Below are 22610 nucleotides of genomic sequence, written 5' to 3'. Positions count from 1 at the left end.
TACATCCGGAAGAAAACCGCCGGATTACAGCGACCCCGGGTTACATCTTCGAACGGCTCTCTAGCTCGCGGGTAAGCCGTTCGGATCATCCATGCAGCGAAAACATCGTCAGCTCAACGGCTTGCACCGCCCACGCACTGTACCGGTCGCTCGACCGCTACAGCCGCATGCAGGCGCTCAGCGGATCGCGGCTGCGATGTCGGCGGCCAGCGCATCGGCCAGCCGGCCGTGCGCCTCGACCAGCGCTTCGTAGGTCTGCGCGCTCACCGGCTCGCTGCGGCTGAAACGGCCGCTGCCGATGTCGGCGCCGTCGCGGCGGACGGCCCACACGGCTTCCAGCGTGACCGACGAAAAGCCGTCGGCATCGAAGCGCAGCACATCGACCGGCACCGTCAGATCGGGCCGGGCGACGCTGTTCTGCGGGGCAGCCACCACGCGCGTCAGTCCGCGCTCGCGGGCGATCGAGGTGGCGAGCCGGCGAGCCAGCTCGGCTTTCAGTGACCCCGCCCAGCGGTGACCCTGTGCCGGCTCGGCGCGCGAACCGGCGACGCGCTGCACGATCTGCAGGCGGTCCACCCCTTCCGGCAGGCTGATCGGACCGACGACGACGCTCGGTGACGCCGCGCCGGCAGCGACCGGCGCCTCGCCGGTGGTGAGCGTGTAGTGGCGTACGGCGGGCGAACTGCCGCAGCCGGCAAGCAACACGGCGATGACGGCGGCGACCGGAATCAGACAAAGACGGATCACGGCTTCTCCTCGGGTTTGCCGCGCAGCAGCGCTTCCGGATTGCGTTCCAGCATGTCGGTCAGATGGCGCAGCGACTGCGCGGCGCGCGACAGCTCCTGCAAGCTGTCGCGCAGGTCCTGCTGCAGCGGCGCGTCGCTGGCCAGCAGGCGACGACCGTCGGCGACCGCGGCGCGGGCCTCGGCCATGGTCTGCTGCGTTTCGGCGACCGCGGCGCGCACTTCGTTGGACGCCAGCCCGTCCAGCCGCTGCATCAGCGCCTCGGTGCGCTCGACCGCGCTGGCCAGGCCGGCGATCGCACGGCGCGTTTCGGCGGCGATGTCGTCCAGCGGCAGGCGGTCGAGCTTGGCGGCGATACGGCCCAGCGTCGCCTGCAGCTCGTCGAGGCTGCCGCGCTGCGTCGGCAGCTGCGGCGGCTGCCCTGCCCAGTCGATCTTCGCCGCGCCGGCGTTGGGGAAGAAATCCATCGCCACGTAGAGCTGGCCGGTGACCAGATTGCCGTTGCGCAACTGGGCGCGCAGGCCGCGCTTGATCAGGCGGTCGACGAAGGCGCGGAAGTCGGCCTCGCTCATGTCCTGCGTGGCGTCCTTGCGCGACTGCATGCGCTCCGGGAACACCGCGATGTCGACCTGCAGGCCGACGTCGGCGGCGTCGACATCGACGTCAGGCGAGATCGCAATCACCTCGCCGATCTGGATGCCGCGAAAGTCGACCGGCGCACCGACCGACAGGCCGCGCAGGGTTTCGGTGAAACGCAGCTGCCAGATCTGCGCATTCGAACTGGGCTGTTTGAGCGCCTCGGCGCGGGTCGAGAACAGGCGGAAGTCCTGGCCCGCCGGCGCCGCCTCGGTATCGCCGCCGGGCGGCGTTTCGAAGGCCAGCCCGCCGGCCAGTATCGCGGTGGCCGATTCGGTGTTGAGCTGCAGCCCCTCGGCGCCCAGTTTCAGGTCGATGCCGCTGGCGTTCCAGAAGCGCGTATCTATCGTGACGAAGCGGTCGTAGGGCGATTTGATGAACACCTGGATGTCGAGATGCTGACCGGCGTCGTCAAGCTTGAAGGCGGTCACCTGCCCGGCCTGGATGCGCCGGAAATACACCGGCGTGCCGACGTCGATCGAGCCCAGCGTGTCGGCGTGCAGCGCGAAGCTGCGCCCCGGCACACCGAGCGACACGACAGGTGCGTCCTCCAGACCGACGAAATCGCGGCGCGCCTCGCCCGACTTGCCGGCGTCCATGCCGACATAGGTGCCGGACAGCAGCGTATCGAGCCCGGACACCGCGCTGCCCGACACCTTGGCGCTGACCACCCAGAAACGCGTGTCCTCGACCAGCAGCGGTGCCGCCTCGCGCGCCATCTGCGCGGTGGCGACAACGTGGCTGCCGTCCTCGGCCAGCCGCACGGTGCTGATCTGGCCGACGTCGACGTCCTTGTACTTGATGCGCGTCTTGCCGGGCTCCAGCCCGGTGCCGGTGCGGAACTGCAGCGTCACCACCGGCCCCTGTTCGTACCAGGTGCGGGCAGCGAGGAAGAGCCCGATCAGCGCGGCGACGATGGGGATCACCCACACCAGCGGGATGCGGAAGCGGCGCGGCGGGTCCACCACTGCAGTGGGCAGCGCGGGCGGAGTCGGGTCAGACATGGGCGGCAGGTTTCCCGGGTTCGGTAAGAGGGTCCCAGATCAGGCGCGGGTCGAAGCTCATCGCCGCGAACATGGTCAGCACGACGACGGCGCCGAAGGCGATCGCCGCCGGCCCGGCCTCTATGGTGGCCAGGCCACGGAAATTGACGAGCGCCACCAGTATCGTGATGACGTAGATGTCGAGCATGGACCAGCGGCCGACGAATTCGATGATGCGGTAGAGCCGGGTGCGCTGCATGACGCTGCGCCGCGAGCGGCGCTGCACCGTCACGGTGAGCCAGGCGAGCGCGATGATCTTCAGCAGCGGCACCATGATGCTGGCGAAGAACACCACCGCCGCCAGCGGCCACGAACCGCTCTGCCACAGGAACACGACGCCGCTCATGATGGTGTCCTGCTGTCGACCGAGCAGCGAGGAAGTGGTCATCATCGGCAGCAGGTTGGCCGGTACGAACAGCACGGCCGACGCGATGATGAGCGCCCAGGTGGTCGACACGCTGGCCGGCTTGCGCAGGTGCATCGGCGCGCGACAGCGCGGGCAGCGCAGCAGCGCCGCGCGATCGGCCGGAATGTGCGCGAGCTGGCCGCACACATGGCAGCTCATCAGCCCCGCTTCGCGCGCGGTCAGGTCGCGCTTCATGCGTTGGCGCCTTCCGGTGGTACCTGCCACAGCAGCCGCGTGTCGAACGCGCGCCCGGCCAGCGTCAGCGCGACGATCAGTGTCGCCATCGCCCAGAAGGCGGTGCCGAGCAGCACGGTCGCCATGTGCGACAGCTTCACCAGTGACACCAGCATGCCGAGCAGGAACACCTCGACCATGCCCCACGGCTGCACCGAACGCACCAGCCGGAAGAAGGGCGCCAGTCGTGGCGACACTCGGCCCAGACGCAGCGGCAGCAGCACCATCAGGATCATCAGCAGTTCGAGCAGCGGGAACAGCAGCGCGGTGCCGAACACCAGCGCGGCGACCGGTGTCATGCCGTCCTGCCACAGCACCTGCACCGCGCCGATCAGCGTCACCTCGACGCGCCGCCCCTGCAGTTCGAGGCCGACCAGCGGATAGACGTTGGCGATCACATACAGGATGGCGGCAGTCAGCGTCAGCGCCAGCGTGCGATCGAGGCTGTCCGGCGGATTGCGCGCGAGGAAGGCACCGCAGCGCACGCAGCGCGCGGTCTGCCCGGGCGCGAGTTCGGGCTCGGTCTGCAGCAGATCGCACTCGTGGCAGGCGATGGTCTGGGCGGGCAGCGTGGGATGCGCGTGGGACATGGGCATTACCGTGGAATCAGCGGCGATTGTGCGGGCCGCTGCCCCGCCACGCAACGTGGCCGCTGCCGGTGCGTGCGCAACCGGCCGTCAGTGCGCGCCGACGCCGTCGCGCGCCGCCAGCTTGGCGGTGATGTAGTCGGCATGCGGGATGTAGAGCAGGTCGGCCACCTTGCGCATCACGTGCGCTTCGTGCGCGTGCAGATGGCCGTCGGCATAGGCCACCTGCCACATCAGCTCGATCACGCGCAGCTTGCGTGCGGCGTCGAAGGCGCGGTTCAGCTGGCCGGTGAAGCGCTGGTAGTCGTAGGCCTCGGCCGCCGCGGTGGTCGCCAGTTCGATCAGCCGTTCGATCTCGTCGTCGGCGAGCGCGAACTTGTCGCGCAGCGCCTGCATCGCAGCCGCGCGCTCGTCGTCACCGATGTCCGGGTCGGCGCGCATCACTTCGACCAGCAGCACGGCGGTGGCCAGCTGCAGCTGGTGTTCGGTGGCGACCGGATCGACCGCCGGCGCGGCGAAGCTGTCGAACAGCTCTTTCAGGGTACGGAACATCCATTCATCCTCGTTCGCGCCGGCGCAGGTCGCCGGCCGTGTTGTGCAGAGTGTGCATCGGTGCTGCGTGTTCCCGCCCACACCGCATCGGGCGACGGACGATCACGCCGGCAGTTGCGCAAACTCGCGCGCCAGATGATCGACCAGCCCGCGCACCGCCGGCAGCAGGCCGCGGCGCGACGGGAACACGACGTGGGCGATGCCGCAGCGCGGCGCCCAGTTGGGCAGCACGTCGATCAGGCGACCGCTGGCGAGGTCGTCGCGCACCATCATGGTCGGCAGCTGGGCGACACCGACGCCGTGCAGCGCGGCGCTGCGCAGCGCGGCCAGGTCGTCGGTCACCAGCCGCGGCGCGTGGCGCACCTGCGCGCTGGCACCGTCCGGGCCTTCCAGCATCCATGCGTGGTCGCGCTGCGCCGGCCCCCAAGCCACGCTGGGCAGCGTTGCGAGATCGGCCGGCACGCGGACCTCGCCCAGCGGCGTGATCAGGGCCGGATGGGCGACCAGGCGCTGCAGGCTGTCGCCCAGCACCTTCATCACGAGGTCGGTGTCCTCCAGCGGCGGAAAGCGCACGCGGATGGCGAGGTCGAAACCTTCGCGGATCACGTCCACGCGCCGGTTGGTGCTCTCCAGATGGATCTGCACGCGCGGACAGGCCGCCATGTACCGGCTCAGCATATCGGCCACCTGATACTCGAGCAGCGCGGTCGGGCAGGCCAGCCGCACGATGCCCTGCGGCTCGGCGCGCGTGCGCTCGACCGCCTCCTGCGCCGCCTCGGCTTCGACCAGCATGGCCACGCAATGACCGTAATAGGCCTGGCCGATCTCGGTCACCGCGAAGCGGCGCGTCGAGCGCTGGATCAGGCGCACCCCGAGACTGTCTTCCAGCAGCGCGATGCGCCGGCTGAGCTTGGACTTGTGCATGTCGAGCGCGCGCGCCGCCGGCGCAAAGCCGCCGTACTCGACCACGCGGGCAAAGTAGTAGAGGTCGTTCAGGTCCTGCATCCCAGTTGCCATACCGCCTCCATCGTTCCATCAATAGAACACTGAATAGCGATTTTGCCGTCTAGTGCGTCGATTGTCCCGAATCTAGTATTCACCTCAACGCAGCACGGTTCAGACGGAACGGTGCGAACGAACAGGAGAAACACCATGAAGAAGATTGCAGGTCTGTACAGCGCACCGCGCCAGCACTGGGTCGGCGACGGTTTTCCGGTGCGCTCGCTGTTTTCCTACGATTCGATGGGCCGCCACGTGAGCCCCTTCCTGCTGCTGGACTACGCTGGCCCGGCGAACTTCGAGCCGTCGGACACGCCGCGCGGCGTCGGCCGCCATCCGCACCGCGGCTTCGAAACGGTCACCATCGTCTATGAGGGCGAAGTCGCCCACCAGGACTCGACCGGCGCCGGCGGCACGATAGGCCCGGGCGACGTGCAGTGGATGACCGCCGGTGCCGGCATCATCCACGAAGAATTCCACTCGCCGGACTTCACCCGCCGCGGCGGCCCGCTGGAGATGGTGCAGCTGTGGGTGAACCTGCCGGCGCGCGACAAGCGTGCAGCCCCCGGCTACCAGCACCTGGCTAAGAAGGACATTCCGGTGGTCGAACTGCCGGACGGCGCCGGACATCTGCGCGTCATCGCCGGTGAGTACGCTGGCGACAGGGGCCCGGCCCGCACTTTCACGCCCATCAATGTATGGGATCTGAAGCTGAAGGCCGGCGCCGACCTCGAACTGACGGTGCCGGAAGGCCACACGCTGGCGCTGGTGGTGCTGCACGGCCTGATCCGCGCCAATGGCAGCCAGCCGGTGCGCGAGGCGCAGATGGCGCTGTACCACCGCGAAGGCAGCAGCTTCTCGATCACCGCGGACAGCGACGCCACCGTGCTGCTGCTGGCCGGCGAACCGATAGACGAACCGATCGCCGGCTACGGCCCCTTCGTGATGAACACGAAGGACGAAATCCGCGAGGCGATCGACGATTTCAGGTCGTCCGAATCGCGCTTTCTTGCGGTGCGTTGATCGTGAGCCCCGTGCGATCAAGGCGTACGCCGCCGCTGAGACTGGCTGTCTCTGCAAGAAGTACAACGCAGAGCGCAGGGGGCTCACGTTCAACCCTTTGGGCGGCGATCAGCATGCTCGCATGGCTGCGTTGCACCTCCTCGACGGACAGCCAGTCCGTCAGCGTCGGCGCGCCTTGCCCTGCGAGCATGCTGATTGCCGCGCACCGTAAGAAAGCGCGATTCGGACGACCTCGCGGACGCTTCGAGGCAGCCGCGACGACCTGATCCGTTTCACCCCCTGCGCGCACCGGGGCGCGCAGGGACCACTCCGCCGGGGGCCACAAAGGCCAAAGCCACCCTCCCGGCACCCAACCTCAACTGCAAGGAGAATTGCCATGACCACGAAGACCTACAAGAAGCTGAACAAGGACGATGCCGTGATGCTGCTGGTGGACCACCAGGCGGGCCTGCTGTCGCTGGTGCGCGACATCGATCCGGACAAGTTCCGCAACAACGTGCTGGCCACCGCCGATCTGGCCAAGTACTTCAAGCTGCCCACCATCCTGACCACCAGCTTCGAACAGGGCCCGAACGGCCCGCTGATGCCGGAGCTGAAAGAACTGTTCCCGGACGCGCCCTACGTCGCCCGCCCCGGCCAGATCAACGCCTGGGACAACGAGGACTTCGTCAAGGCGATCAAGGCCACCGGCCGCAAGCAGCTCATCATCGCCGGCGTGGTGACCGAAGTGTGCGTCGCCTTCCCCGCCCTGTCGGCGATCGAGGAAGGGTTCGACGTGTTCGTCGTGACCGACGCCTCCGGCACCTTCAACGACATCGCCCGCCATTCGGCCTGGGACCGCATGTCGCAGGCCGGCGCGCAACTGATCAACTGGTTCGGCGTGGCGTGCGAACTGCACCGCGACTGGCGCAACGACGTCGAGGGCCTGGCGACGCTGCTGTCCAACCACATCCCGGACTACCGCAACCTGATCACCAGCTACAACGCACTGAAGGGCTGAGGCCCGCGGGAAGGATGGCAGGTCGTCCGGACGGATGACCTGCCATCGTCATGTCCGGCGATATCATCGGCGGGTTTTTATTCGCTCGATGCGCGCGCATCGGAACCCCGCCATGTTCATCGCCCACGCCCCCTCGGGCTATCTTCTTGCTACGCATTTCGTCGAGCGCGCGCGTTCGCTGCCCGTCCGGACAGGCGTCGCCGTGGCCGCTGGCGTGATCGGCGGTCTGGCGCCGGACTTCGACATGCTGTGGTTCCATCTGGTCGATGCGCGGCGGACCCATCACCACAAGTACATCAGCCACTGGCCTGTCCTGTGGCTGTCGCTGCTGTTGCTTGCACTGCTGTGGCGCCACGCGAGGCCATCGAGCGCCAGCGCCATCGTGCTCGGTGTCTTTGCCGCAGGCGGCCTGCTGCACATGGTGCTGGACAGCGTGGTTGGCGACATCTGGTGGTTCGCGCCCTTCGTCGACCGACCGTTCGCGCTGTTCACCGTACCGGCGCTGTACAAGCCCTGGTGGCTCAACTTCTTCCTGCACTGGTCGTTCGCGCTCGAGCTGGCGATCTGCGCGTGGGCGCTCGCCACCTACCGGCGGCGCCGGCGCACGCTGCCGATCCAGGGCTTGCGCTGACCGGCTTCGCTGCGACCGGCAAAGTCGGCCACTCAGCCGCGGAACTGCGCCGCCGCGAAGGCCCAGGCCATCCGTGACGCGTCGGGTCCGAGTGGGTCACTGAAGGGCAGTTGCGCGGCACCGCCGCTCCATGCGTGCGCCAGCCCGCGTACCAGCACCAGCCTGGACACGAGACGCCCGGCGCGGCGGAAATCGGTCACCGTCATCGCATGACGCTGGCCGCGCTGCACGCTGCGCGGCGGCCGGGCGCGGGCACCCAGGCCTTCGGCCCACTGTTGCGCGGCGGCGTGCGCGTTCTGCAGCGCCACCACCTTGTCGGCGTCGCCGTGGATGACCAGCAGCGGCGGCCAGCCGCTTTCCACTTCCAGCGGCGTGGCCTCCAGTGGCTTCGTCGTGCGATGGCCGTGCATGGCCCCGAGCGCAGACAGAGTTGAATGGGCGGTACCCGGCGGCACGCCCGAATGCATCACGACGGCGCGGAAGCGCGCCGGGTGGCGGGTGACCAGCAGCGCCGCCATGCTGGCACCGGCCGACAGACCGGCGATCGCCATCCGCGTCGGGTCGGCGGAGTGCAGCAGGCAGACCTGGTCGATCATTTTCATGATCAGCGCGGCCTCGCCGCCGGCGCGACCCGCAGTCGAGTCGAACCAGTTCCAGCATCCCTGTGCATTGGCCAGCCTGTCCTGCTCCGGATAGAGCACGAGGAAGCGGTTGCGCAGCGCCACCCGGTTCATCCGCGTACTGCGGGCAAAGGTGTTCGCGTCCTGCCCGCAGCCATGCAGCATGACCATCAGCGGAAGGCGCTCGCCGGCGGCGACGCCAGGGGGGCGATAGAGCCTGAAGCGGCGGGCGCCGGCCATGCCGGTGGCGATGCCGAGTATCCATGAGCCCTCACCCGCTGGCGGCGCGCGGCGGGCGAGCGCCGGTTTCATGGCTTGCCCCAGTGCGCGGGCGCCGCTCTTCACCGCACCGCGGGTGAGGGCCACCAGACTTCGCTCCAGGCTCTTGGCCCAGGCGGACTTGCGTGTGCGCCTTTTCATGCGGGTGATTATGCGGCTCCCGGTGTGACGGTTCCCCGCGCAGGCGTGCGCGGCGGATGGCGCGGCGCGGTCAGAAGGCCGTGCGCACCAGCCCGCCTTCGGCGCGGATCGCCGCACCGTTGATCACCGCGGCGCGCGCGCTGGCGATGAAGGCGACAACGGCGCCGATCTCCGCCGGATCGATCAGCCGCGCGATCAGCGACGAGGGGCGGTTCTCCGCCATGAAGCGGCGCTGGGCCTCGGCCGGCGGCAGATCGGGAAACACGTCATGGATGAACTTCTCGACGCTTTCGGTGCGCGTGGGACCCGGCAGTACCGCGTTCACCGTCACCCGCGTGCCCATGGTGAGTTCGGCCAGCGAGCGCGACAGGCCCAGCTGCATGGTCTTGGTCGCGCTGTAGTGCGCCATTTCCGGCGCCGGGCTGATGCCGGATTCGCTCGATATGAACACCACGCGTCCGTCGCCGCGGGCCAGCATGCCGGCGAGGTAATGTCGCGCGAGCCGCACGCCGCTCAGGATGTTCACTTCGAACAGGCGCTGCCAGTCGGCGTCGCTCTCGTCGAAGAAGCCGACCGCCTCGTAGATGCCGAGGTTGTTCACCAGGATGTCGACCTCGGGCAGCGCGGCCAGCGTGGCGGCGCACCCTTCGGCCGTGCCGTTGTCGGCCACCAGCGGCAGCAGGTCGGCCTGCGGATGACTGGCGCGGATGTTGGCGACGCCGGCCTCCACGCTGGCCGCGCTGCGCCCGTTGATGACGACCTGCGCACCTTCGGCCGCCAGCGCGCGGGCGATTTCCAGGCCGATGCCATTCGACGACGCGGTGACCAGGGCGCGTCTGCCCTTCAGTTCGAGATCCATGTGCAGCTCCTTGCAGTTGATGTGCCCGCAAGTGTGCCGCCGGCCTATCATTTCACTAACCACCAGAAAAACAATTGATTGTTGATCATGAGTCAAATATCAAGCGGACCACAGTCATGACTACGCGCACCGAAGACCTCATGGTCTATCTGGCGGTAGTCGATGGCGGCTCGCTGACGGCGGCCGCCGAACAGCTGGGGCAGACGGTGTCCGGCGTCAGCCGTGCGCTGGCGCGGCTGGAACGCAGGCTGGACAGCACGCTGCTCGTGCGCACGACACGGCGCATCGACCTGACCGAAGAAGGCCGGCTGTTCGCCGACCACGCACGGCGCATCGTCGCCGCTCTGGCCGAGGCGGAAGAATGCATGGCCATCCGTCGCCAGCGCCCGGCCGGGCGGCTGCGTGTCGATGCCGCCTCGCCCTTCGTGCTGCACGTGCTGGTGCCGCGCGTCGGCGCCTTCCGCGCGCGCTACCCGGACATCGAGCTGGAGCTGCACAGCAACGACCGCATCACCGACCTGATCGAACAGCGCACCGACGTCGCGCTGCGCATCGGCACGCTGCCGGATTCGACGCTGCACGCGCGCCTGCTGGGCCGTTCGATGCTGCGCCTGCTGGCCTCGCCGGCCTATCTGGCCGTCCACGGCGAACCGGCCGACGCGGCAGCGCTCGCCGCGCACCGGCTGATCGGCTTCACCGCGCCGACCCATCTGAACACCTGGCCGCTGCGCACGGCGGACGGCGAAGGCTGCGCCATCCGCCCGAAGCTGTCCGCGTCCAGTGGCGAAACGGTGCGCCAGCTCGCGCTCGCTGGCGAAGGCATCGCCTGCCTGTCCGACTTCATGACCGAAGACGACCGGCGCAGCGGCCGGCTGGTCGAGCTGCTCGCACCGCTGCGCGTGCCGAGCTACCAGCCGGTGCATGCCGTGTATTACCGCAACACCACGCTGGCGGCACGCATCGCCTGCTTCATCGACTTCCTCGCCGAAAGCTGGCCGGCGACGGGCGAGGATTGAACCCCGCCCGATGACGGGAGGACAATTCCCGGGTGTCCGCCGCCGCCTGTCACAAAGTCGGGCGCCGGCGCGTCTTCGACGCGTATCCACTCCCGCTGCGACGCCAGACCATGACCTTGAGCACCCAAACCTTCGACCAGCACCGCCGGCGCCTGACCGGCATCGCCTACCGCATGCTCGGCTCGCGCGCCGACGCCGACGACGTGCTGCAGGACGCCTGGCTGCGCTGGCACGAGTCGGCGCCTGCCGACCTGCGCTCCGCCGAAGCCTGGCTGGTGACCGCGGTGACCCGGCTCAGCATCGACCGGCTGCGCGCGCGCAAGGCCGAAGCGCAGCACTACGTCGGCCCCTGGCTGCCGGAACCGCTGGCCGAGCACGACCTGATCACGCCGGAATCACGGCTGGAGCGGACCGACGACCTGTCGTTCGCCTTCATCGCGGTACTCGAACGCCTGAGCCCGGATGAACGCGCCGCCTTCCTGCTGCGCGAAGTGTTCGACTACGACTACTCCGAGGTCGCCGAGGCGCTGGACAAGAGCGAAGCGGCCTGCCGCCAGCTGGTGCATCGCGCGAAGGCGCGCGTCGGTGAACAGCAGCCACGCTTCACCGTCGACCGCGAGGCCCATCTGCGCGTGCTGCGCCGTTTCATGGCCGCCGCTCAGTCGGGCAAGCGCGACGACATCGAAAGCCTGCTGGCGGACGACGCCATCGCCGTGTCCGACGGCGGCGGCAAGACCTGGGCCACGCTCAAGCCGCTGCACGGCGCCGCGCGCATCGCCTGGCTCTACTACGCGGTCGCACGCAACCCGGACATCAGCCTGGAATGGCGCGAAGGCGTGGTCAATGGCGAGCCGGCCATCCTGCGCTTCCGCAACGGCGTGCTGCACTCGACGCTGTCCATCGTGACCGACGGCGAACGCGTGCTCGCCCTGTACGGCGTACTCAATCCGGACAAGCTGGGCGGCTTCGGCGTCGACTGACGCAGGCGGCTGTCACACCGGGCGGGCGGTCGTCGTCTTGTCCATGAGCGCATCGATTCCGCTGCGCCCCCACATGGAGAAGTCCTCATGCACGGCCTGCGACTGCCCTACTTCCGCCTCGCGCCGGAAGCCTACAAAACCCTCTATGCCCTGTCCGACCACCTCGGGCGCGGCGCACTCGACAAGAAGCTGGTCGAACTGGTCTATCTGCGCGTGTCGCAGATGAATGGCTGCGCCTTCTGCCTGGACATGCACGCCACCGCGCTGCGCGCCCTGGGCGAGGATGCCCAGCGCATGGACGTCGTCGCCGGCTGGCGCGAATGCGGATTCTTCAGCGACGCCGAACGGGCGGCGCTGGACTGGGCGGAAACGCTGACCCGCATCGGCGACGGCGCGCCGGAGGACGCGCAGTTCGATGCGCTGAAACAGCACTTCAGCGACGCGCAGATCGCCGAACTGACCTTCGCCGTCGCCACCATCAACGCGTGGAACCGCATCGCCGTGTCGATGCAGCAACCGATCGAGCGGAGGGCGTCGTGATGCGCCGCGCGTCGCTGCTTGCCGCGCTGCTGGCGCTGGCCTTCGTCGCCCAACCTGCTCTCGCACACGAAGCCGGTCACGGCGGTGGCGTTGCGCAGCGCCTGAGCCAGCCCTTGCAGCCGGGTCTGGACGAAGGCGTGCTGCTGGTCGTCACGCTGGCACCGGGAGAAGCCAGCCCGGCACATCGCCACCAGGCGCATGTATTCGTCTACATGCTGGAAGGCGAAGTGCTGATGCAGGTGGCGGGCGGACCCGAGCGCCGGCTCAGGCCGGGCGACGTGTTCGAGGAAAAACCGGACGACATCCACACGCAGGCGCGCAACCTGAGCAGCACGGCGCCCGCCCGTTTCGCCGTGTTCATGGTGAAGAAGCAGGGCGTGCCGGTGGTGCTGCCGGCGAACTGAGAGACCGCCGTTCCGCGGCGCGCCGCGGAACGCAGTCTGCTATCGTCCCGACGCTCCGACATCACGGCAGGTCTCATGAGCGTCATCACCGTCTATCACAACCCGAAATGCAGCAACTCGCGCGGCGCACTCGAGCTGATACGCGAACGCGGCTTCGAGCCACACGTCGTCGAGTACCTGAAGACACCGCTGTCGGCCGACGCGCTGCGCGCGCTGATTGCCGCCTGCGGTGTGCCGGTGCGCGAACTGATGCGCAGCAAGGAGGCGCTGTTCGGCGAACTGGGCCTCGCTGACCCGACGCTTGGCGACGACGCACTGATCGCGGCGCTGGTCGAACACCCGGTGCTGCTGAACCGGCCCATCGTCGCCACCCCGCTCGGCACGCGGCTGTGCCGACCGCCGGAACGGGTGCTCGACATCCTGCCCGCGCGATGAGAAAGACCGGGCCGGGCAAGGCCGAAACCGACCTGATGCCGCCGTTCGAGGGATTGGCGCTCAAAGACATCATCATCCCCGATACGAAGGATGCCGTCGCCGCCGCGGTCGCGGAAATCCGCGCCGCTGGCGAAGCCGGTTTCGACACCGAATCGAAGCCGACCTTCAGACCGGGAGAAGTGAGCAGCGGGCCGCACCTCGTGCAGTTCGCGCTGCCCGACCGCGCCTTCCTGTTCCAGATGCACGACGGCGCCAGCCGCGATGCGGCGTCATTGCTGCTGGAGGATCCGGCGGTGCTGAAGATAGGCTTCGGCCTCAGCGCCGACCGCAGCCAGATCCACGCGAAACTTGGCGCCACGCTGCAGTCGGTGCTCGACCTCGATCACCTGTTCCGGCGTCGCGGCTACAACAGCTCGCTGGGCGCACGCGCCGCCGTCGGCCTGGTGCTGGACCGCAATTTCCGCAAGTCGAAATCGGTGACCACCACCAACTGGTCGCTGCCCCGCCTGAGCGATGCGCAGAAACTGTATGCCGCCAACGACGCCTACGCCGCGCTGCGCGTGTACCTCGCGCTCACGCTGACGCCGCAGGAAAGACAGGCGCTGCTGCCAGGGCGCTGAGCGCGTCTTGTCGCGGTCGGAAGACCGCTGCTACAGCCTCCCGAGGCTCAGGCCACGAGTCTGGCGCCCGCTGTGGGAGCGGCCTTGGCCGCGACACGGTCAATGCAGTCCGCAGGCTTCGATACAGTCCGCAGTCGGGGTCAGAAGACCCTTCCCACAGAAACCCGGCTCCGGCCACCGACCGCGAGTCTGGCGTCCCCCTCTGTGGGAGCGGCCTTGGCCGCGACGCGACCGCTGCGGTCCGCAGGCTTCGATACAGGTCGCGTTCGGGATCAGAAGACCCGTTCCCTCTCACAGAAACCCGCGAAGCTTGCCCGTGCTGCGCCTCAGCCAAGCACGCTGGTCATGTAGCAGGCATCTTCGCCATAGCTGGCCAGCGCCTGCTCAGGCACGGTCCCACGCGCTGCCCGGTAGCCGCGCTGCGCCCAGTAACCGGCGGCATCGCCGACCGCCACCAGGGCGGCACAGCGAAGTCCGCGGCATATCGCCAGGTCGTGTGCCGCCTCGTACAGCGCGGCCGCCACGCCGCTGCCGCGCGCCGACACGGCCACCGCGCAGTCATGCAGATACCAGCGCGTCGCCGGCACCGGCAGCGCGGAAAGTTCGGTGTGCAGCGCCGGCGGCTTGCCGTCGTGCCAGGGGTGGGAAACCAGATAGCCGAGCAGATCGCCGGCAGCAGACTGCGCTACCAGGCAAAGATCCGGTGCCAAGCTGATGCGGTTCAGATAGACGGCAGCGCCCTCGGGGGCGAAGGCGGCGTCGGCATAGGCGATTGCCTGCAGCGCAAGCACCGCGTCGACATCGTCGGCGCGCATAGTGCGGATGATCGGATGCATCGGTACGGCAGGACCTCGGGAAGTGAAATGTGCGGCGGTACCACGCCGGATTGCGAGAATCGTGCCCCGCCTCACGACGCGGCGCGCAGTTCCGCCCGCTGACCGGCGGCGAGCCCGCGACCGATCTCGCGCAGGTCGACGCCGATCGGATGCTGACTCACGCGCAGACCGAACTCCGGCAGGATGGCCAGCAGGTGGTCGAAGATGTCGGACTGTATGCCTTCGTACTCCGCCCACACCGTCGTGCGCGTGAAACAGTAGATTTCCAGCGGCAGTCCGTCGGGCGTCGGTGCCAGCTGGCGCACCAGCAGCGTCATGTCGCGGTGTATGCCCGGATGCGCGCGCAGGAAGCGCTCCACGTAGGCGCGGAAACAGCCGATGTTGGTGACACGGCGCTGGTTCACCGGCGCCTTGCCGCGCGCTTCGAGCTGACGGTTCCAGTCGTCGATCTCGCGCTGCTTCTCGCCGAGGTAGTCCTCGAGCACGGCAAAGCGCGCCAGGCCGCGTCGCTCGTCGTCGGACAGGAAGCGCACGCTCTGCTGGTCGAGCAGCAGGCTGCGCTTGATGCGGCGACCGCCGGCTTCCTTCATGCCACGCCAGTTCTTGAACGGATCGGTGATGAAGCGCTTGGTCGGGATCGTGGTGATGGTCTTGTCCCAGTTCTGCACCTTCACCGTATGCAGCGCGATATCGATCACGTCGCCATCGGCATTGAGCTGCGGCATTTCGACCCAGTCGCCGACACGCACGATGTCGTTCGACGAAATCTGCACGCTGGCCACCAGTGACAGCAGCGTGTCCTGGAACACCAGCATCAGCACGGCGGCCATCGCACCGAGGCCGGACAGCAGGATGAGCGGCGAGCGGTCGATCAGCGCCGCCACCATCAGGATGGCGGCAACGGCGTAAAGCACGATCTTCACCACCTGGATGTAGCCCTTGATCGGCTTCAGGTGGGCACCGGGCCGCCGCTCGTACAGTGCGTTCAGCCAGCTGAGCAGCGCGCCGACCGCGAGCGCAACGGTGAGCACCATGAAGGCGCTGGCCACGTTCTGCACCACGGTAACCGCGGTCGGCGGTACGTCGGGCAGCAGTGCGATGCCGTTGTGCGCGATCAGTGCCGGCACGACATTGGACAGACGGCGCACGACCTTGTCATCGAAGGCCGTCTGCCCTTCGGCGACCGGCAACATGCGCTGCACGCGCGACAGCAGGCGCAGCAGCACCTTCTTGACCATCCAGTTGGCTACCCAGGCCAGCAGTGCGATCAGCACGACGCCGATCAGCGCGCGCAGCTCCGGCGGGTAATGGTCGAAGGCCTCCATGAGCTCGAGGTAGCCCGTCATTGTTGTCTCCCTGTGAATGGCCGATGGCGGCGCCACCGCGAAGGCGCGCCGGCTCTGTCGGCATGCAGGACCGACAGCCGCCCACGGCAGGGGTTCCGCAGGGCGGGGGCCCGCCCTGCCTGCGTCAGATCACCGGCGCCAGCCAGCGCTTCATGATGGGCTCGGGCATGCCCTTGCGCGCCGCCAGATCGGCCACCTGATCGGCGCCCACCTTGGTGATCGCGAAGTACTGCGCGTCCGGGTGGGCGAGGTAGAAGCCGCTTACCGCGGCCGTTGGCAGCATTGCGTAGCTTTCAGTCAGCGACACGCCGATCGCCGCCTCGGCGTCGAGCAGGCGGAACAGATCGCCCTTCTCGGTGTGGTCCGGGCAGGCCGGATAGCCCGGCGCCGGGCGGATGCCGCGGTACTTCTCGGCGATCAGCGCGGCGTTGTCGAGCTGCTCGTCACGCGCATAGCCCCAGTCCTCGCGCCGCACCTTCGCATGCAGGTACTCGGCGAAGGCTTCGGCCAGACGGTCGGCCAGCGCCTTCAGCATGATGCTGCTGTAGTCGTCGTGCGTCTTCTCGAACTCGGCCAGCTTGGTTTCGATGCCGATGCCGGCGGTGACGACGAAGGCGCCGGCCCAGTCGGCCACGCCGCTGGCGCGCGGCGCCACGAAGTCGGCCAGGCAGTAGTGCGGCTTGCCGGCCGGGCGCTCGTGCTGCTGGCGCAGGTTGTGCCAGGTCATCGCGGTATTCAGGCGCGTCTCGTCGCTGTAGAACTCGATGTCGTCGCCGCGGCTGTTGGCCGGCCAGATGCCATATACGGCGCGCGCGGTGAGCCACTTGCCGGCTATCACCTGCTGCAGCATGGCCTGCGCGTCGGCGAGCAGCTTGCGCGCCTCCTCGCCGACGATCTCGTCGTCGAGGATGGCCGGATACGGACCCGACAGTTCCCAGGTCTGGAAGAACGGACCCCAGTCGATGTAGTCGACCAGCGCCGACAGATCCTGGTCCGCGATCACCTGGCGGCCGATCTTCTGCGGCCGTTCGGGAATCACTTCGCTGCCCCAGCCGCAGCAGTAAGCGTTGTCGCGCGCGTCGTTCAGCGACACCAGCTTCTGGCCCTTCTTCGCGGCGTGCTGTTCGCGGATCTTCGCGTAGTCGGCCGCCACTTCTTCGGCATAGGCCGCGCGCTGGTCCTTCGACAGCAGGCTGGTGGCGACGCCGACCGCGCGCGAGGCGTCCGGCACATACACCACTGGCGACGCGTAATGCGGCGCGATCTTGATCGCGGTGTGCGCACGCGAAGTGGTGGCGCCGCCGATCAGCAGCGGAATGTCGAAGCCCTCGCGCGTCATTTCGGACGCGACGTGGCTCATCTCTTCCAGCGACGGCGTGATCAGGCCCGACAGGCCGATGATGTCGGCCTTGTGTTCGCGCGCGGTCTGCAGGATGCGGTCGCACGACACCATGACGCCGAGATCGATCACGTCGTAACCGTTGCAGCCGAGCACGACGCCGACGATGTTCTTGCCGATGTCGTGCACATCGCCCTTCACCGTCGCCATGACGACGCGGCCCTTGGTTTCGCCGACCTTCTTCGACGCCTCGATGTAGGGCTGCAGATGGGCCACCGCCTGCTTCATCACGCGCGCCGACTTCACCACCTGCGGCAGGAACATCTTGCCGGCACCGAACAGGTCGCCGACGTGGTTCATGCCGGCCATCAGCGGGCCTTCGATCACCGCCAGCGGCGGCTTGCCTTCGGCTTCCAGCCGCGCGCGCACCTCTTCGGTGTCCTCGACGACGAATTCGGTGATGCCCTTGACCAGCGCGTGTTCGAGGCGCTTGTCGACCGGCCATTCGCGCCAGGCCAGATCCTGCGTCGATTCCTTCGCCTGTCCCTTCACCGTGATCGCGAATTCGACCAGCGCGTCGCCGGCTCCCGGGTGGCGGTTCAGCACCACGTCCTCGACCTTGTCGCGCAGCGGCTGCGGGATGTCCTCGTACACGCCGAGCTGGCCGGCGTTCACGATGCCCATCGACAGGCCGTTGCGGATCGCGTGGTACAGGAACACGGTGTGGATGGCTTCGCGCACCGGGTCGTTGCCGCGGAAGGAGAAGCTCACGTTCGACACGCCGCCCGAAGTCTTCGCGTACGGCAGGTTCTTGTGTATCCAGCCCACCGCTTCGATGTAGTCGACCGCGTAGTTGTCGTGCTCGGCGATACCGGTGGCGATGGCGAAGATGTTCGGGTCGAAGATGATGTCTTCCGGCGGGAAGCCCACCTGCTCGGTCAGCAGCGTGTAGGCGCGCTGGCAGATTTCGGTCTTGCGCTGGTAGGTGTCGGCCTGGCCCTTCTCGTCGAAGGCCATCACGATGACCGCCGCGCCGTAACGACGTGCGAGCTTGGCCTGGCGCAGGAATTCGGCCTCGCCTTCCTTCATCGAGATCGAGTTGATGACGCCCTTGCCCTGGATGCACTTCAGGCCGGCTTCGATCACGCTCCACTTAGACGAATCGAGCATGATGGGCACGCGCGAAATGTCCGGCTCGGAAGCGATGAGCTTGAGGAAACGCTCCATCGCAGCGACCGAATCCAGCATCGCCTCGTCCATATTGATGTCGATGACCTGGGCGCCGTTCTCGACCTGCTGGCGTGCCACTGCCAGCGCGTCGTCGAAACGCGATTCCAGAATCATTTTCGCGAAGGCGCGCGAGCCGGTCACGTTGGTGCGCTCGCCGACGTTCACGAACAGCGAGTCGGCGCCGACATTGAACGCTTCCAGCCCGGACAGGCGCAGCTTGCGTTCGATCTCCGGCACGACGCGCGGCGGCATGCCGCCCATCGCCTCGGCGAAGGCACGGATGTGGTCAGGCGTGGTGCCGCAGCAACCGCCGACGATGTTCAGGAAGCCGGACTGCGCCCATTCGCGCAGGTGATTCACCATGTCGGCCGGCGTTTCGTCGTACTCGCCGAAGGCGTTCGGCAGGCCGGCGTTCGGGTGGGCGGACACATGAGTGTCGGCCAGATGCGCCAGTTCCTCGACGTGCTGGCGCATGTCCTTCGGGCCAAGCGCGCAGTTGAAGCCGAACGAAATCGGATTGGCGTGACGCAGCGAATTCCAGAACGCCTCGGCAGTCTGGCCGGACAGCGTGCGGCCGGAGGCGTCGGTGATGGTGCCGGAAATCATGACCGGCCAGCGGCGGCCGACCTCGTCGAAGAACTTCTCGACCGCGAACACCGCAGCCTTCGCATTCAGCGTGTCGAACACGGTCTCGATCAGCAGCAGATCAGCGCCGCCTTCGGTCAGGCCGCGCGCGGCGGCGACGTAGTCATCGACCAGCTGGTCGAAGCTGACGTTGCGGAAGCCCGGATCGTTCACGTCCGGCGACAGCGAACAGGTACGCGAAGTCGGGCCCAGCACGCCGGCGACGAAGCGCGGCTTGTCCGGGTTCTTCGCGGTGTATTCGTCACAGGCCGCGCGCGCGATGCGCGCACCTTCGACGTTCAGCTCGTGCACGATCGCTTCCAGGCCGTACTCGGCCTGCGAAATCACCGTGGCGTTGAAAGTGTTGGTTTCGATGATGTCCGCGCCGGCCTCGAGATAGGCCGCGTGGATGCCGCGGATCACGTCCGGCCGCGTCAGCAGCAGCAGATCGTTGTTGCCCTTGAGGTCCTTCGGGTGATCGGCGAAGCGCGTGCCGCGGTAGTCAGCCTCGACCAGCCGGTGCTTCTGCACCATGGTGCCCATCGCGCCATCCAGAATCAGGATGCGGCGGGCCATCAGGGCCTTGAGCTGTTCGGTGCAGTCTGGACGAATCATCGGTCTCTCCGTGGAGCGGCGACCCGTGATCATCGAATGGCGGACACAAAAGCGAAAAACCCGCCGAACGCGGAAAGCGTGCTGACGGGTCGTGGGCAGCTCGCTTTAGCGGCATTTATAACGCGCCCGCAAGCTGGAGGCTCAAATCGGCGCGGACCCGCACCTTAAGGGGGTGCGGGGTTCAAGTCAAGTTTCAGCGGACGTCCATCGACAGTATCCAGCCGACCAGCTTGCTGGCGTCGGCTTCGTTGATGGCCACCGCGTTGGGCGGCATCGCCAGACCGGCGGCCTTGCCCTTCCAGTGACTGTCGTAGGGGTTGGAGCCCTTCATCACCGTCTGCACCAGCTGCTTCTGCGCGTCCTTGACGCCGTAGTAGCGCGCGGCGACGTCACGCCACGGAGGCCCGACCGGCGTGCGGCCGTCGGCATTCTTGGCCGGCTCCACGCTGTGACAGACGGTGCAGCCACTGCTGGCGGCGAGCTTCAGCATCGAAGCATCCTTGGATGGGTCGGCCATCGCCGGGCTGCTGCCCAGCGCGAGCGACAAGGCGCCTGCTGCAACTGCGTAACGGAAGGTGTTCATGGTCTTTCTCCCTGATGAATATAGGCGTCTGGTGCCGTGACGGCTCTCGTGAAACCGTTGCGGCATCTCATGTCGCCACGCTAATCCCCCACAACGGGCAGGGAATTGACGTGCATCAAGGGCGTGCTGCGGCGCAAAAACTATCGCTTCGCGCACGAAAGACCGACCCGTTCAGAAGCAGTTCGCCTCAGCCAGCCCGAGCCGGCAGCTCCACTGGAACTGTTCGCGCGCCTGCTTGATCGAGCGCTGGAACATCGCGGTCGGCTCGGCCAGGATGGCGTCGGGCAGCGGCACGACCGGCGCCGCACCGCTGCTGTTGGTGAAGAAGCGCAGGAAGCAGGTTTCTTCCTTGTCGCAGCTCTGTTCGATCACGCGGCTGTAGTAGGCGCGGTCGCGCGCCGACGCTTCGGGCACGACGATGAACTGCATCAGGCCGAGGCGGCCGGCGACGATCCAGTCCTGCGTGTTCGCCGACTCCTGTCCGGCATTTGCGCCGGCGGACAGCGTGAGCGCACCGAGCAGCGCGCACAGCATGCGGTTCATGACGTCTCCTCCGGATCGGCGCAAATGCGCCGCTTGCCGGTCAGACCGGCCCGGCGCTGCCCGGTTCGTCGTCGGTGCCGGTGCGACGCGTGCGCAGGCTGCCCTCGACCATGCGGTACTCGAACAGCCGGCATTCGAGCGCGCCATTGAACAGCGGCGTGCGCCGGCTCGCCTTCAGCTTGATCAGCTTCGGGAAATCCGGATCGGCGGTGATGAAGTGGCAGCGCCAGCCCGCGTAGCGCTGCTTCAGCAGGTCGCCCAGCTTCGGATAGAAGGCGTCCAGTGCCGGTTTGTCTTCCAGCCGCACGCCGTAGGGCGGGTTGGTCACCATCACGCCGTGGTCGGCCGGCGGTTCGCGGTCCAGCACGTCCGCCCCTTCCACCTTCACCACCCAGGGCAGCTTCGCCGCCTGAAGGTTTTCCTTGGTGCGCGCCAGCTCGCGGCCGGAAATGTCGGAGCCGAATATGGGCAGCTCGCGTGGCGGCTGGGCGCGCGCGGCGGCGGCCTCACGTATCGTCGTCCATACGGCGGCGCTGAACGGCGTGAGCTTTTCGAAGGCGAAGCTGCGGCCGAGGCCGGGCGCGATGTCGAGCGCCATCTGCGCGGCTTCGATCAGGAAGGTGCCGCTGCCGCACATCGGGTCGAAGAAGGGTTCCACCTTGTCCCAGCCGGACAGCATGATGATGCCGGCGGCGAGGTTTTCCTTGATCGGCGCCTCGACCGCGGCCACCTTGAAGCCGCGCTTGTACAGCGGCTCACCCGAGGTGTCGAGGTAGAGCGTGGCTTCGCGGTCGGTCAGGAAGACGTGGGCGCGCACGTCCGGATTGGCGGTGTCGATGCTGGGCCGCTGCCGGGTCTGTTCGCGCATGCGGTCGCAGATCGCGTCCTTCACCCGCAGCGTCACGAAATCGACGCTCTTCAGCGGCGAGCGCACTGCGGTCGTGTAGACGCGCAGCGTGCGCTTGGGGCTGAACCAGCGCTCCCAGGGCAGACCGTAGGCGAGCTTGAAGATGTCGTCTTCCTTGCGGTACGGCCCCTGGCCGACGCGCCACAGCACACGGGTGGCGATGCGGCTTTCCAGGTTGACGGTGTAGGCCAGCTTCCAGTCGCCGGTGAAACCGACACCACCCGGCACGACCTTGACGTCGGCCGCACCGAGCCGCGTCAGCTCGTCGGCCAGCACGGGCTCGAGGCCACGCGGACAGGGCGAGAAGAAATACTGGCCCGACTGCACTTCAGGCTCTTCGCGGACGACGCGGCGAACGGCGCGCACGCCGGGTCTGGCGGAATTCGGAGTATTCATGGCTCAGAAAGGCTTCAGCACGACGAGGATGACGACCACGAACAGCACCAGCACCGGCGCTTCGTTGAACCATCGGTACCAGACGTGGCTGCGCGTGTTGCGGCCCGCTTCGAAGTCGCGCAGCAGCCGGGCGCAGTAATGGTGGTAGCCGACCAGCAGCAGCACCAGCGTGAGCTTGGCGTGCATCCAGCCGCCGGAAATGCCCTCGCCCAGCCAAAGCCAGAGGCCGAAGCCAACCGCCAGCCCGGCCAGCGGGCCCATGAAACGCAGCAGCTTGCGCGACATCAGCAGCAGGCGGTCGCGCACGGCGCCCTCCTCCGGCCCGAGCATGGCCAGGTTGACGAAGAGGCGTGGCAGATAGAACAGGCCGGCGAACCAGCTGGTGACGAAAACGATGTGCAGGGCCTTGGCCCAGAGGTAACTGCTTTGCATGGTCGACAGG

General features: G+C 67.7%; 24 protein-coding genes and 1 riboswitch. Of the genes, 9 read left to right on the top strand and 15 right to left on the bottom strand.

Annotated features, from left to right (window positions below):
- Window positions 1–177 precede the first annotated feature (177 nt).
- The 6 genes from METRZ18153_RS0101720 to METRZ18153_RS0101695 all read right to left on the bottom strand — a co-directional run bounded on the left by METRZ18153_RS0101720 (window position 178) and on the right by METRZ18153_RS0101695 (window position 5207).
- Entirely contained in the window at window positions 178–747 is a 570-nt protein-coding gene (locus METRZ18153_RS0101720; RefSeq protein ID WP_020163114.1) for a PqiC family protein, read from the bottom strand.
- Window positions 744–2384 carry a PqiB family protein gene (locus tag METRZ18153_RS0101715; RefSeq protein ID WP_029143486.1) on the bottom strand — a complete coding sequence of 547 codons (1641 nt, stop codon included), beginning with the start codon at window positions 2382–2384 and terminating at the stop codon, window positions 744–746. The genes METRZ18153_RS0101720 and METRZ18153_RS0101715 overlap by 4 nt, the downstream gene beginning before the upstream one ends.
- Entirely contained in the window at window positions 2377–3024 is a 648-nt protein-coding gene (locus tag METRZ18153_RS0101710) for a paraquat-inducible protein A (RefSeq protein ID WP_020163112.1), read from the bottom strand. The genes METRZ18153_RS0101715 and METRZ18153_RS0101710 overlap by 8 nt, the downstream gene beginning before the upstream one ends.
- Window positions 3021–3653: a paraquat-inducible protein A gene (locus METRZ18153_RS0101705; protein WP_019915660.1), complete on the bottom strand. Its 633-nt coding sequence runs from the start codon at window positions 3651–3653 to the stop codon at window positions 3021–3023. The genes METRZ18153_RS0101710 and METRZ18153_RS0101705 overlap by 4 nt, the downstream gene beginning before the upstream one ends.
- A gap of 87 nt (window positions 3654–3740) precedes the next feature.
- The gene (locus METRZ18153_RS0101700; protein WP_020163110.1) at window positions 3741–4202 is read right to left on the bottom strand and encodes a tellurite resistance TerB family protein; all 462 of its coding nucleotides are present in this window, start codon (window positions 4200–4202) and stop codon (window positions 3741–3743) included.
- A gap of 102 nt (window positions 4203–4304) precedes the next feature.
- Window positions 4305–5207, bottom strand: coding sequence for a LysR family transcriptional regulator (locus METRZ18153_RS0101695; protein ID WP_020163109.1), 903 nt, complete (start codon window positions 5205–5207; stop codon window positions 4305–4307).
- Between the two features lie 147 nt (window positions 5208–5354).
- Here METRZ18153_RS0101695 and METRZ18153_RS0101690 point away from each other — a divergent pair, with 147 nt between their 5' ends.
- From METRZ18153_RS0101690 to METRZ18153_RS0101680, 3 genes are all read left to right on the top strand, one after another.
- The gene (locus METRZ18153_RS0101690; protein WP_020163108.1) at window positions 5355–6224 is read left to right on the top strand and encodes a pirin family protein; all 870 of its coding nucleotides are present in this window, start codon (window positions 5355–5357) and stop codon (window positions 6222–6224) included.
- 376 nt (window positions 6225–6600) lie between these two features.
- Window positions 6601–7224, top strand: coding sequence for an isochorismate family cysteine hydrolase YcaC (ycaC, locus tag METRZ18153_RS0101685; RefSeq protein ID WP_020163107.1), 624 nt, complete (start codon window positions 6601–6603; stop codon window positions 7222–7224).
- Between the two features lie 112 nt (window positions 7225–7336).
- Window positions 7337–7855, top strand: a complete 519-nt coding sequence (locus METRZ18153_RS0101680; RefSeq protein ID WP_020163106.1) for a metal-dependent hydrolase — start codon at window positions 7337–7339, stop codon at window positions 7853–7855.
- Between the two features lie 32 nt (window positions 7856–7887).
- On the opposite strand, the gene METRZ18153_RS0101675 is transcribed toward METRZ18153_RS0101680, so the two are convergent.
- On the bottom strand, window positions 7888–8895 hold the full coding sequence (locus METRZ18153_RS0101675) for an extracellular catalytic domain type 1 short-chain-length polyhydroxyalkanoate depolymerase (RefSeq protein ID WP_029143484.1): 1008 nt from the start codon (window positions 8893–8895) through the stop codon (window positions 7888–7890).
- Between the two features lie 70 nt (window positions 8896–8965).
- Window positions 8966–9754 carry an SDR family NAD(P)-dependent oxidoreductase gene (locus METRZ18153_RS0101670; protein ID WP_020163103.1) on the bottom strand — a complete coding sequence of 263 codons (789 nt, stop codon included), beginning with the start codon at window positions 9752–9754 and terminating at the stop codon, window positions 8966–8968.
- 116 nt (window positions 9755–9870) lie between these two features.
- Here METRZ18153_RS0101670 and METRZ18153_RS0101665 point away from each other — a divergent pair, with 116 nt between their 5' ends.
- The 6 genes from METRZ18153_RS0101665 (at window position 9871) to METRZ18153_RS0101640 (ending at window position 13749) form a co-directional block, all read left to right on the top strand.
- Window positions 9871–10770, top strand: coding sequence for a LysR substrate-binding domain-containing protein (locus METRZ18153_RS0101665; RefSeq protein WP_020163102.1), 900 nt, complete (start codon window positions 9871–9873; stop codon window positions 10768–10770).
- 110 nt (window positions 10771–10880) lie between these two features.
- Window positions 10881–11750, top strand: coding sequence for an RNA polymerase sigma-70 factor (locus METRZ18153_RS0101660; protein ID WP_029143483.1), 870 nt, complete (start codon window positions 10881–10883; stop codon window positions 11748–11750).
- An 87-nt stretch (window positions 11751–11837) separates the two neighbouring features.
- Window positions 11838–12290, top strand: a complete 453-nt coding sequence (locus METRZ18153_RS0101655; protein WP_020163100.1) for a carboxymuconolactone decarboxylase family protein — start codon at window positions 11838–11840, stop codon at window positions 12288–12290.
- The gene (locus METRZ18153_RS0101650; protein WP_020163099.1) at window positions 12290–12694 is read left to right on the top strand and encodes a cupin domain-containing protein; all 405 of its coding nucleotides are present in this window, start codon (window positions 12290–12292) and stop codon (window positions 12692–12694) included. Before METRZ18153_RS0101655 ends, METRZ18153_RS0101650 begins: the two co-directional genes overlap by 1 nt.
- Window positions 12695–12769: 75 nt before the next feature.
- Window positions 12770–13129 (top strand): arsenate reductase (glutaredoxin), encoded by a 360-nt coding sequence (gene arsC / locus METRZ18153_RS0101645; protein ID WP_020163098.1) that lies wholly within the window; start codon window positions 12770–12772, stop codon window positions 13127–13129.
- Complete coding sequence (locus tag METRZ18153_RS0101640) at window positions 13126–13749, top strand: 3'-5' exonuclease (protein ID WP_020163097.1); 624 nt, start codon at window positions 13126–13128, stop codon at window positions 13747–13749. Before arsC ends, METRZ18153_RS0101640 begins: the two co-directional genes overlap by 4 nt.
- Window positions 13750–14075: 326 nt before the next feature.
- Here the strand turns inward: METRZ18153_RS0101640 and METRZ18153_RS0101635 are convergent, their stop codons facing one another.
- The 7 genes from METRZ18153_RS0101635 to METRZ18153_RS0101605 form a co-directional block, all read right to left on the bottom strand.
- Window positions 14076–14585: a GNAT family N-acetyltransferase gene (locus METRZ18153_RS0101635; RefSeq protein WP_020163096.1), complete on the bottom strand. Its 510-nt coding sequence runs from the start codon at window positions 14583–14585 to the stop codon at window positions 14076–14078.
- A gap of 71 nt (window positions 14586–14656) precedes the next feature.
- Window positions 14657–15931 (bottom strand): mechanosensitive ion channel family protein, encoded by a 1275-nt coding sequence (locus METRZ18153_RS0101630; RefSeq protein ID WP_020163095.1) that lies wholly within the window; start codon window positions 15929–15931, stop codon window positions 14657–14659.
- A gap of 124 nt (window positions 15932–16055) precedes the next feature.
- Window positions 16056–19739 carry a methionine synthase gene (gene metH / locus METRZ18153_RS0101625; protein ID WP_020163094.1) on the bottom strand — a complete coding sequence of 1228 codons (3684 nt, stop codon included), beginning with the start codon at window positions 19737–19739 and terminating at the stop codon, window positions 16056–16058.
- A gap of 84 nt (window positions 19740–19823) precedes the next feature.
- A riboswitch (SAM riboswitch) is annotated at window positions 19824–19902 on the bottom strand.
- Between the two features lie 30 nt (window positions 19903–19932).
- Window positions 19933–20322 carry a c-type cytochrome gene (locus METRZ18153_RS0101620; protein WP_020163093.1) on the bottom strand — a complete coding sequence of 130 codons (390 nt, stop codon included), beginning with the start codon at window positions 20320–20322 and terminating at the stop codon, window positions 19933–19935.
- Between the two features lie 171 nt (window positions 20323–20493).
- Entirely contained in the window at window positions 20494–20865 is a 372-nt protein-coding gene (locus tag METRZ18153_RS0101615; protein ID WP_020163092.1) for a hypothetical protein, read from the bottom strand.
- A 40-nt stretch (window positions 20866–20905) separates the two neighbouring features.
- Window positions 20906–22168: a THUMP domain-containing class I SAM-dependent RNA methyltransferase gene (locus METRZ18153_RS0101610; RefSeq protein WP_029143480.1), complete on the bottom strand. Its 1263-nt coding sequence runs from the start codon at window positions 22166–22168 to the stop codon at window positions 20906–20908.
- A 3-nt stretch (window positions 22169–22171) separates the two neighbouring features.
- Window positions 22172–22600, bottom strand: coding sequence for a CopD family protein (locus METRZ18153_RS0101605; protein ID WP_020163090.1), 429 nt, complete (start codon window positions 22598–22600; stop codon window positions 22172–22174).
- Window positions 22601–22610: the final 10 nt, after the last annotated feature.

Source organism: Methyloversatilis discipulorum (assembly GCF_000385375.1).
Lineage (GTDB): Bacteria > Pseudomonadota > Gammaproteobacteria > Burkholderiales > Rhodocyclaceae > Methyloversatilis > Methyloversatilis discipulorum_A.
Note: the sequence above shows the minus strand (reverse complement) of the source record. Positions and strands in the feature narration are given on the sequence as shown.

Bases quoted from the DNA above. Each gene is read 5' to 3' on its own strand.
- METRZ18153_RS0101715 (WP_029143486.1), bottom strand. From the start codon at position 2,384: ATGTCTGACCCGACTCCGCCCGCGCTGCCCACTGCAGTGGTGGACCCG.
- METRZ18153_RS0101710 (WP_020163112.1), bottom strand. From the start codon at position 3,024: ATGAAGCGCGACCTGACCGCGCGCGAAGCGGGGCTGATGAGCTGCCAT.
- METRZ18153_RS0101705 (WP_019915660.1), bottom strand. From the start codon at position 3,653: ATGTCCCACGCGCATCCCACGCTGCCCGCCCAGACCATCGCCTGCCAC.
- METRZ18153_RS0101700 (WP_020163110.1), bottom strand. From the start codon at position 4,202: ATGTTCCGTACCCTGAAAGAGCTGTTCGACAGCTTCGCCGCGCCGGCG.
- METRZ18153_RS0101695 (WP_020163109.1), bottom strand. From the start codon at position 5,207: ATGCAGGACCTGAACGACCTCTACTACTTTGCCCGCGTGGTCGAGTAC.
- METRZ18153_RS0101690 (WP_020163108.1), top strand. From the start codon at position 5,355: ATGAAGAAGATTGCAGGTCTGTACAGCGCACCGCGCCAGCACTGGGTC.
- ycaC (WP_020163107.1), top strand. From the start codon at position 6,601: ATGACCACGAAGACCTACAAGAAGCTGAACAAGGACGATGCCGTGATG.
- METRZ18153_RS0101680 (WP_020163106.1), top strand. From the start codon at position 7,337: ATGTTCATCGCCCACGCCCCCTCGGGCTATCTTCTTGCTACGCATTTC.
- METRZ18153_RS0101675 (WP_029143484.1), bottom strand. From the start codon at position 8,895: ATGAAAAGGCGCACACGCAAGTCCGCCTGGGCCAAGAGCCTGGAGCGA.
- METRZ18153_RS0101670 (WP_020163103.1), bottom strand. From the start codon at position 9,754: ATGGATCTCGAACTGAAGGGCAGACGCGCCCTGGTCACCGCGTCGTCG.
- METRZ18153_RS0101665 (WP_020163102.1), top strand. From the start codon at position 9,871: ATGACTACGCGCACCGAAGACCTCATGGTCTATCTGGCGGTAGTCGAT.
- METRZ18153_RS0101660 (WP_029143483.1), top strand. From the start codon at position 10,881: ATGACCTTGAGCACCCAAACCTTCGACCAGCACCGCCGGCGCCTGACC.
- METRZ18153_RS0101655 (WP_020163100.1), top strand. From the start codon at position 11,838: ATGCACGGCCTGCGACTGCCCTACTTCCGCCTCGCGCCGGAAGCCTAC.
- METRZ18153_RS0101650 (WP_020163099.1), top strand. From the start codon at position 12,290: ATGCGCCGCGCGTCGCTGCTTGCCGCGCTGCTGGCGCTGGCCTTCGTC.
- arsC (WP_020163098.1), top strand. From the start codon at position 12,770: ATGAGCGTCATCACCGTCTATCACAACCCGAAATGCAGCAACTCGCGC.
- METRZ18153_RS0101640 (WP_020163097.1), top strand. From the start codon at position 13,126: ATGAGAAAGACCGGGCCGGGCAAGGCCGAAACCGACCTGATGCCGCCG.
- METRZ18153_RS0101635 (WP_020163096.1), bottom strand. From the start codon at position 14,585: ATGCATCCGATCATCCGCACTATGCGCGCCGACGATGTCGACGCGGTG.
- METRZ18153_RS0101630 (WP_020163095.1), bottom strand. From the start codon at position 15,931: ATGACGGGCTACCTCGAGCTCATGGAGGCCTTCGACCATTACCCGCCG.
- metH (WP_020163094.1), bottom strand. From the start codon at position 19,739: ATGATTCGTCCAGACTGCACCGAACAGCTCAAGGCCCTGATGGCCCGC.
- METRZ18153_RS0101620 (WP_020163093.1), bottom strand. From the start codon at position 20,322: ATGAACACCTTCCGTTACGCAGTTGCAGCAGGCGCCTTGTCGCTCGCG.
- METRZ18153_RS0101615 (WP_020163092.1), bottom strand. From the start codon at position 20,865: ATGAACCGCATGCTGTGCGCGCTGCTCGGTGCGCTCACGCTGTCCGCC.
- METRZ18153_RS0101610 (WP_029143480.1), bottom strand. From the start codon at position 22,168: ATGAATACTCCGAATTCCGCCAGACCCGGCGTGCGCGCCGTTCGCCGC.
- METRZ18153_RS0101605 (WP_020163090.1), bottom strand. From the start codon at position 22,600: ATGCAAAGCAGTTACCTCTGGGCCAAGGCCCTGCACATCGTTTTCGTC.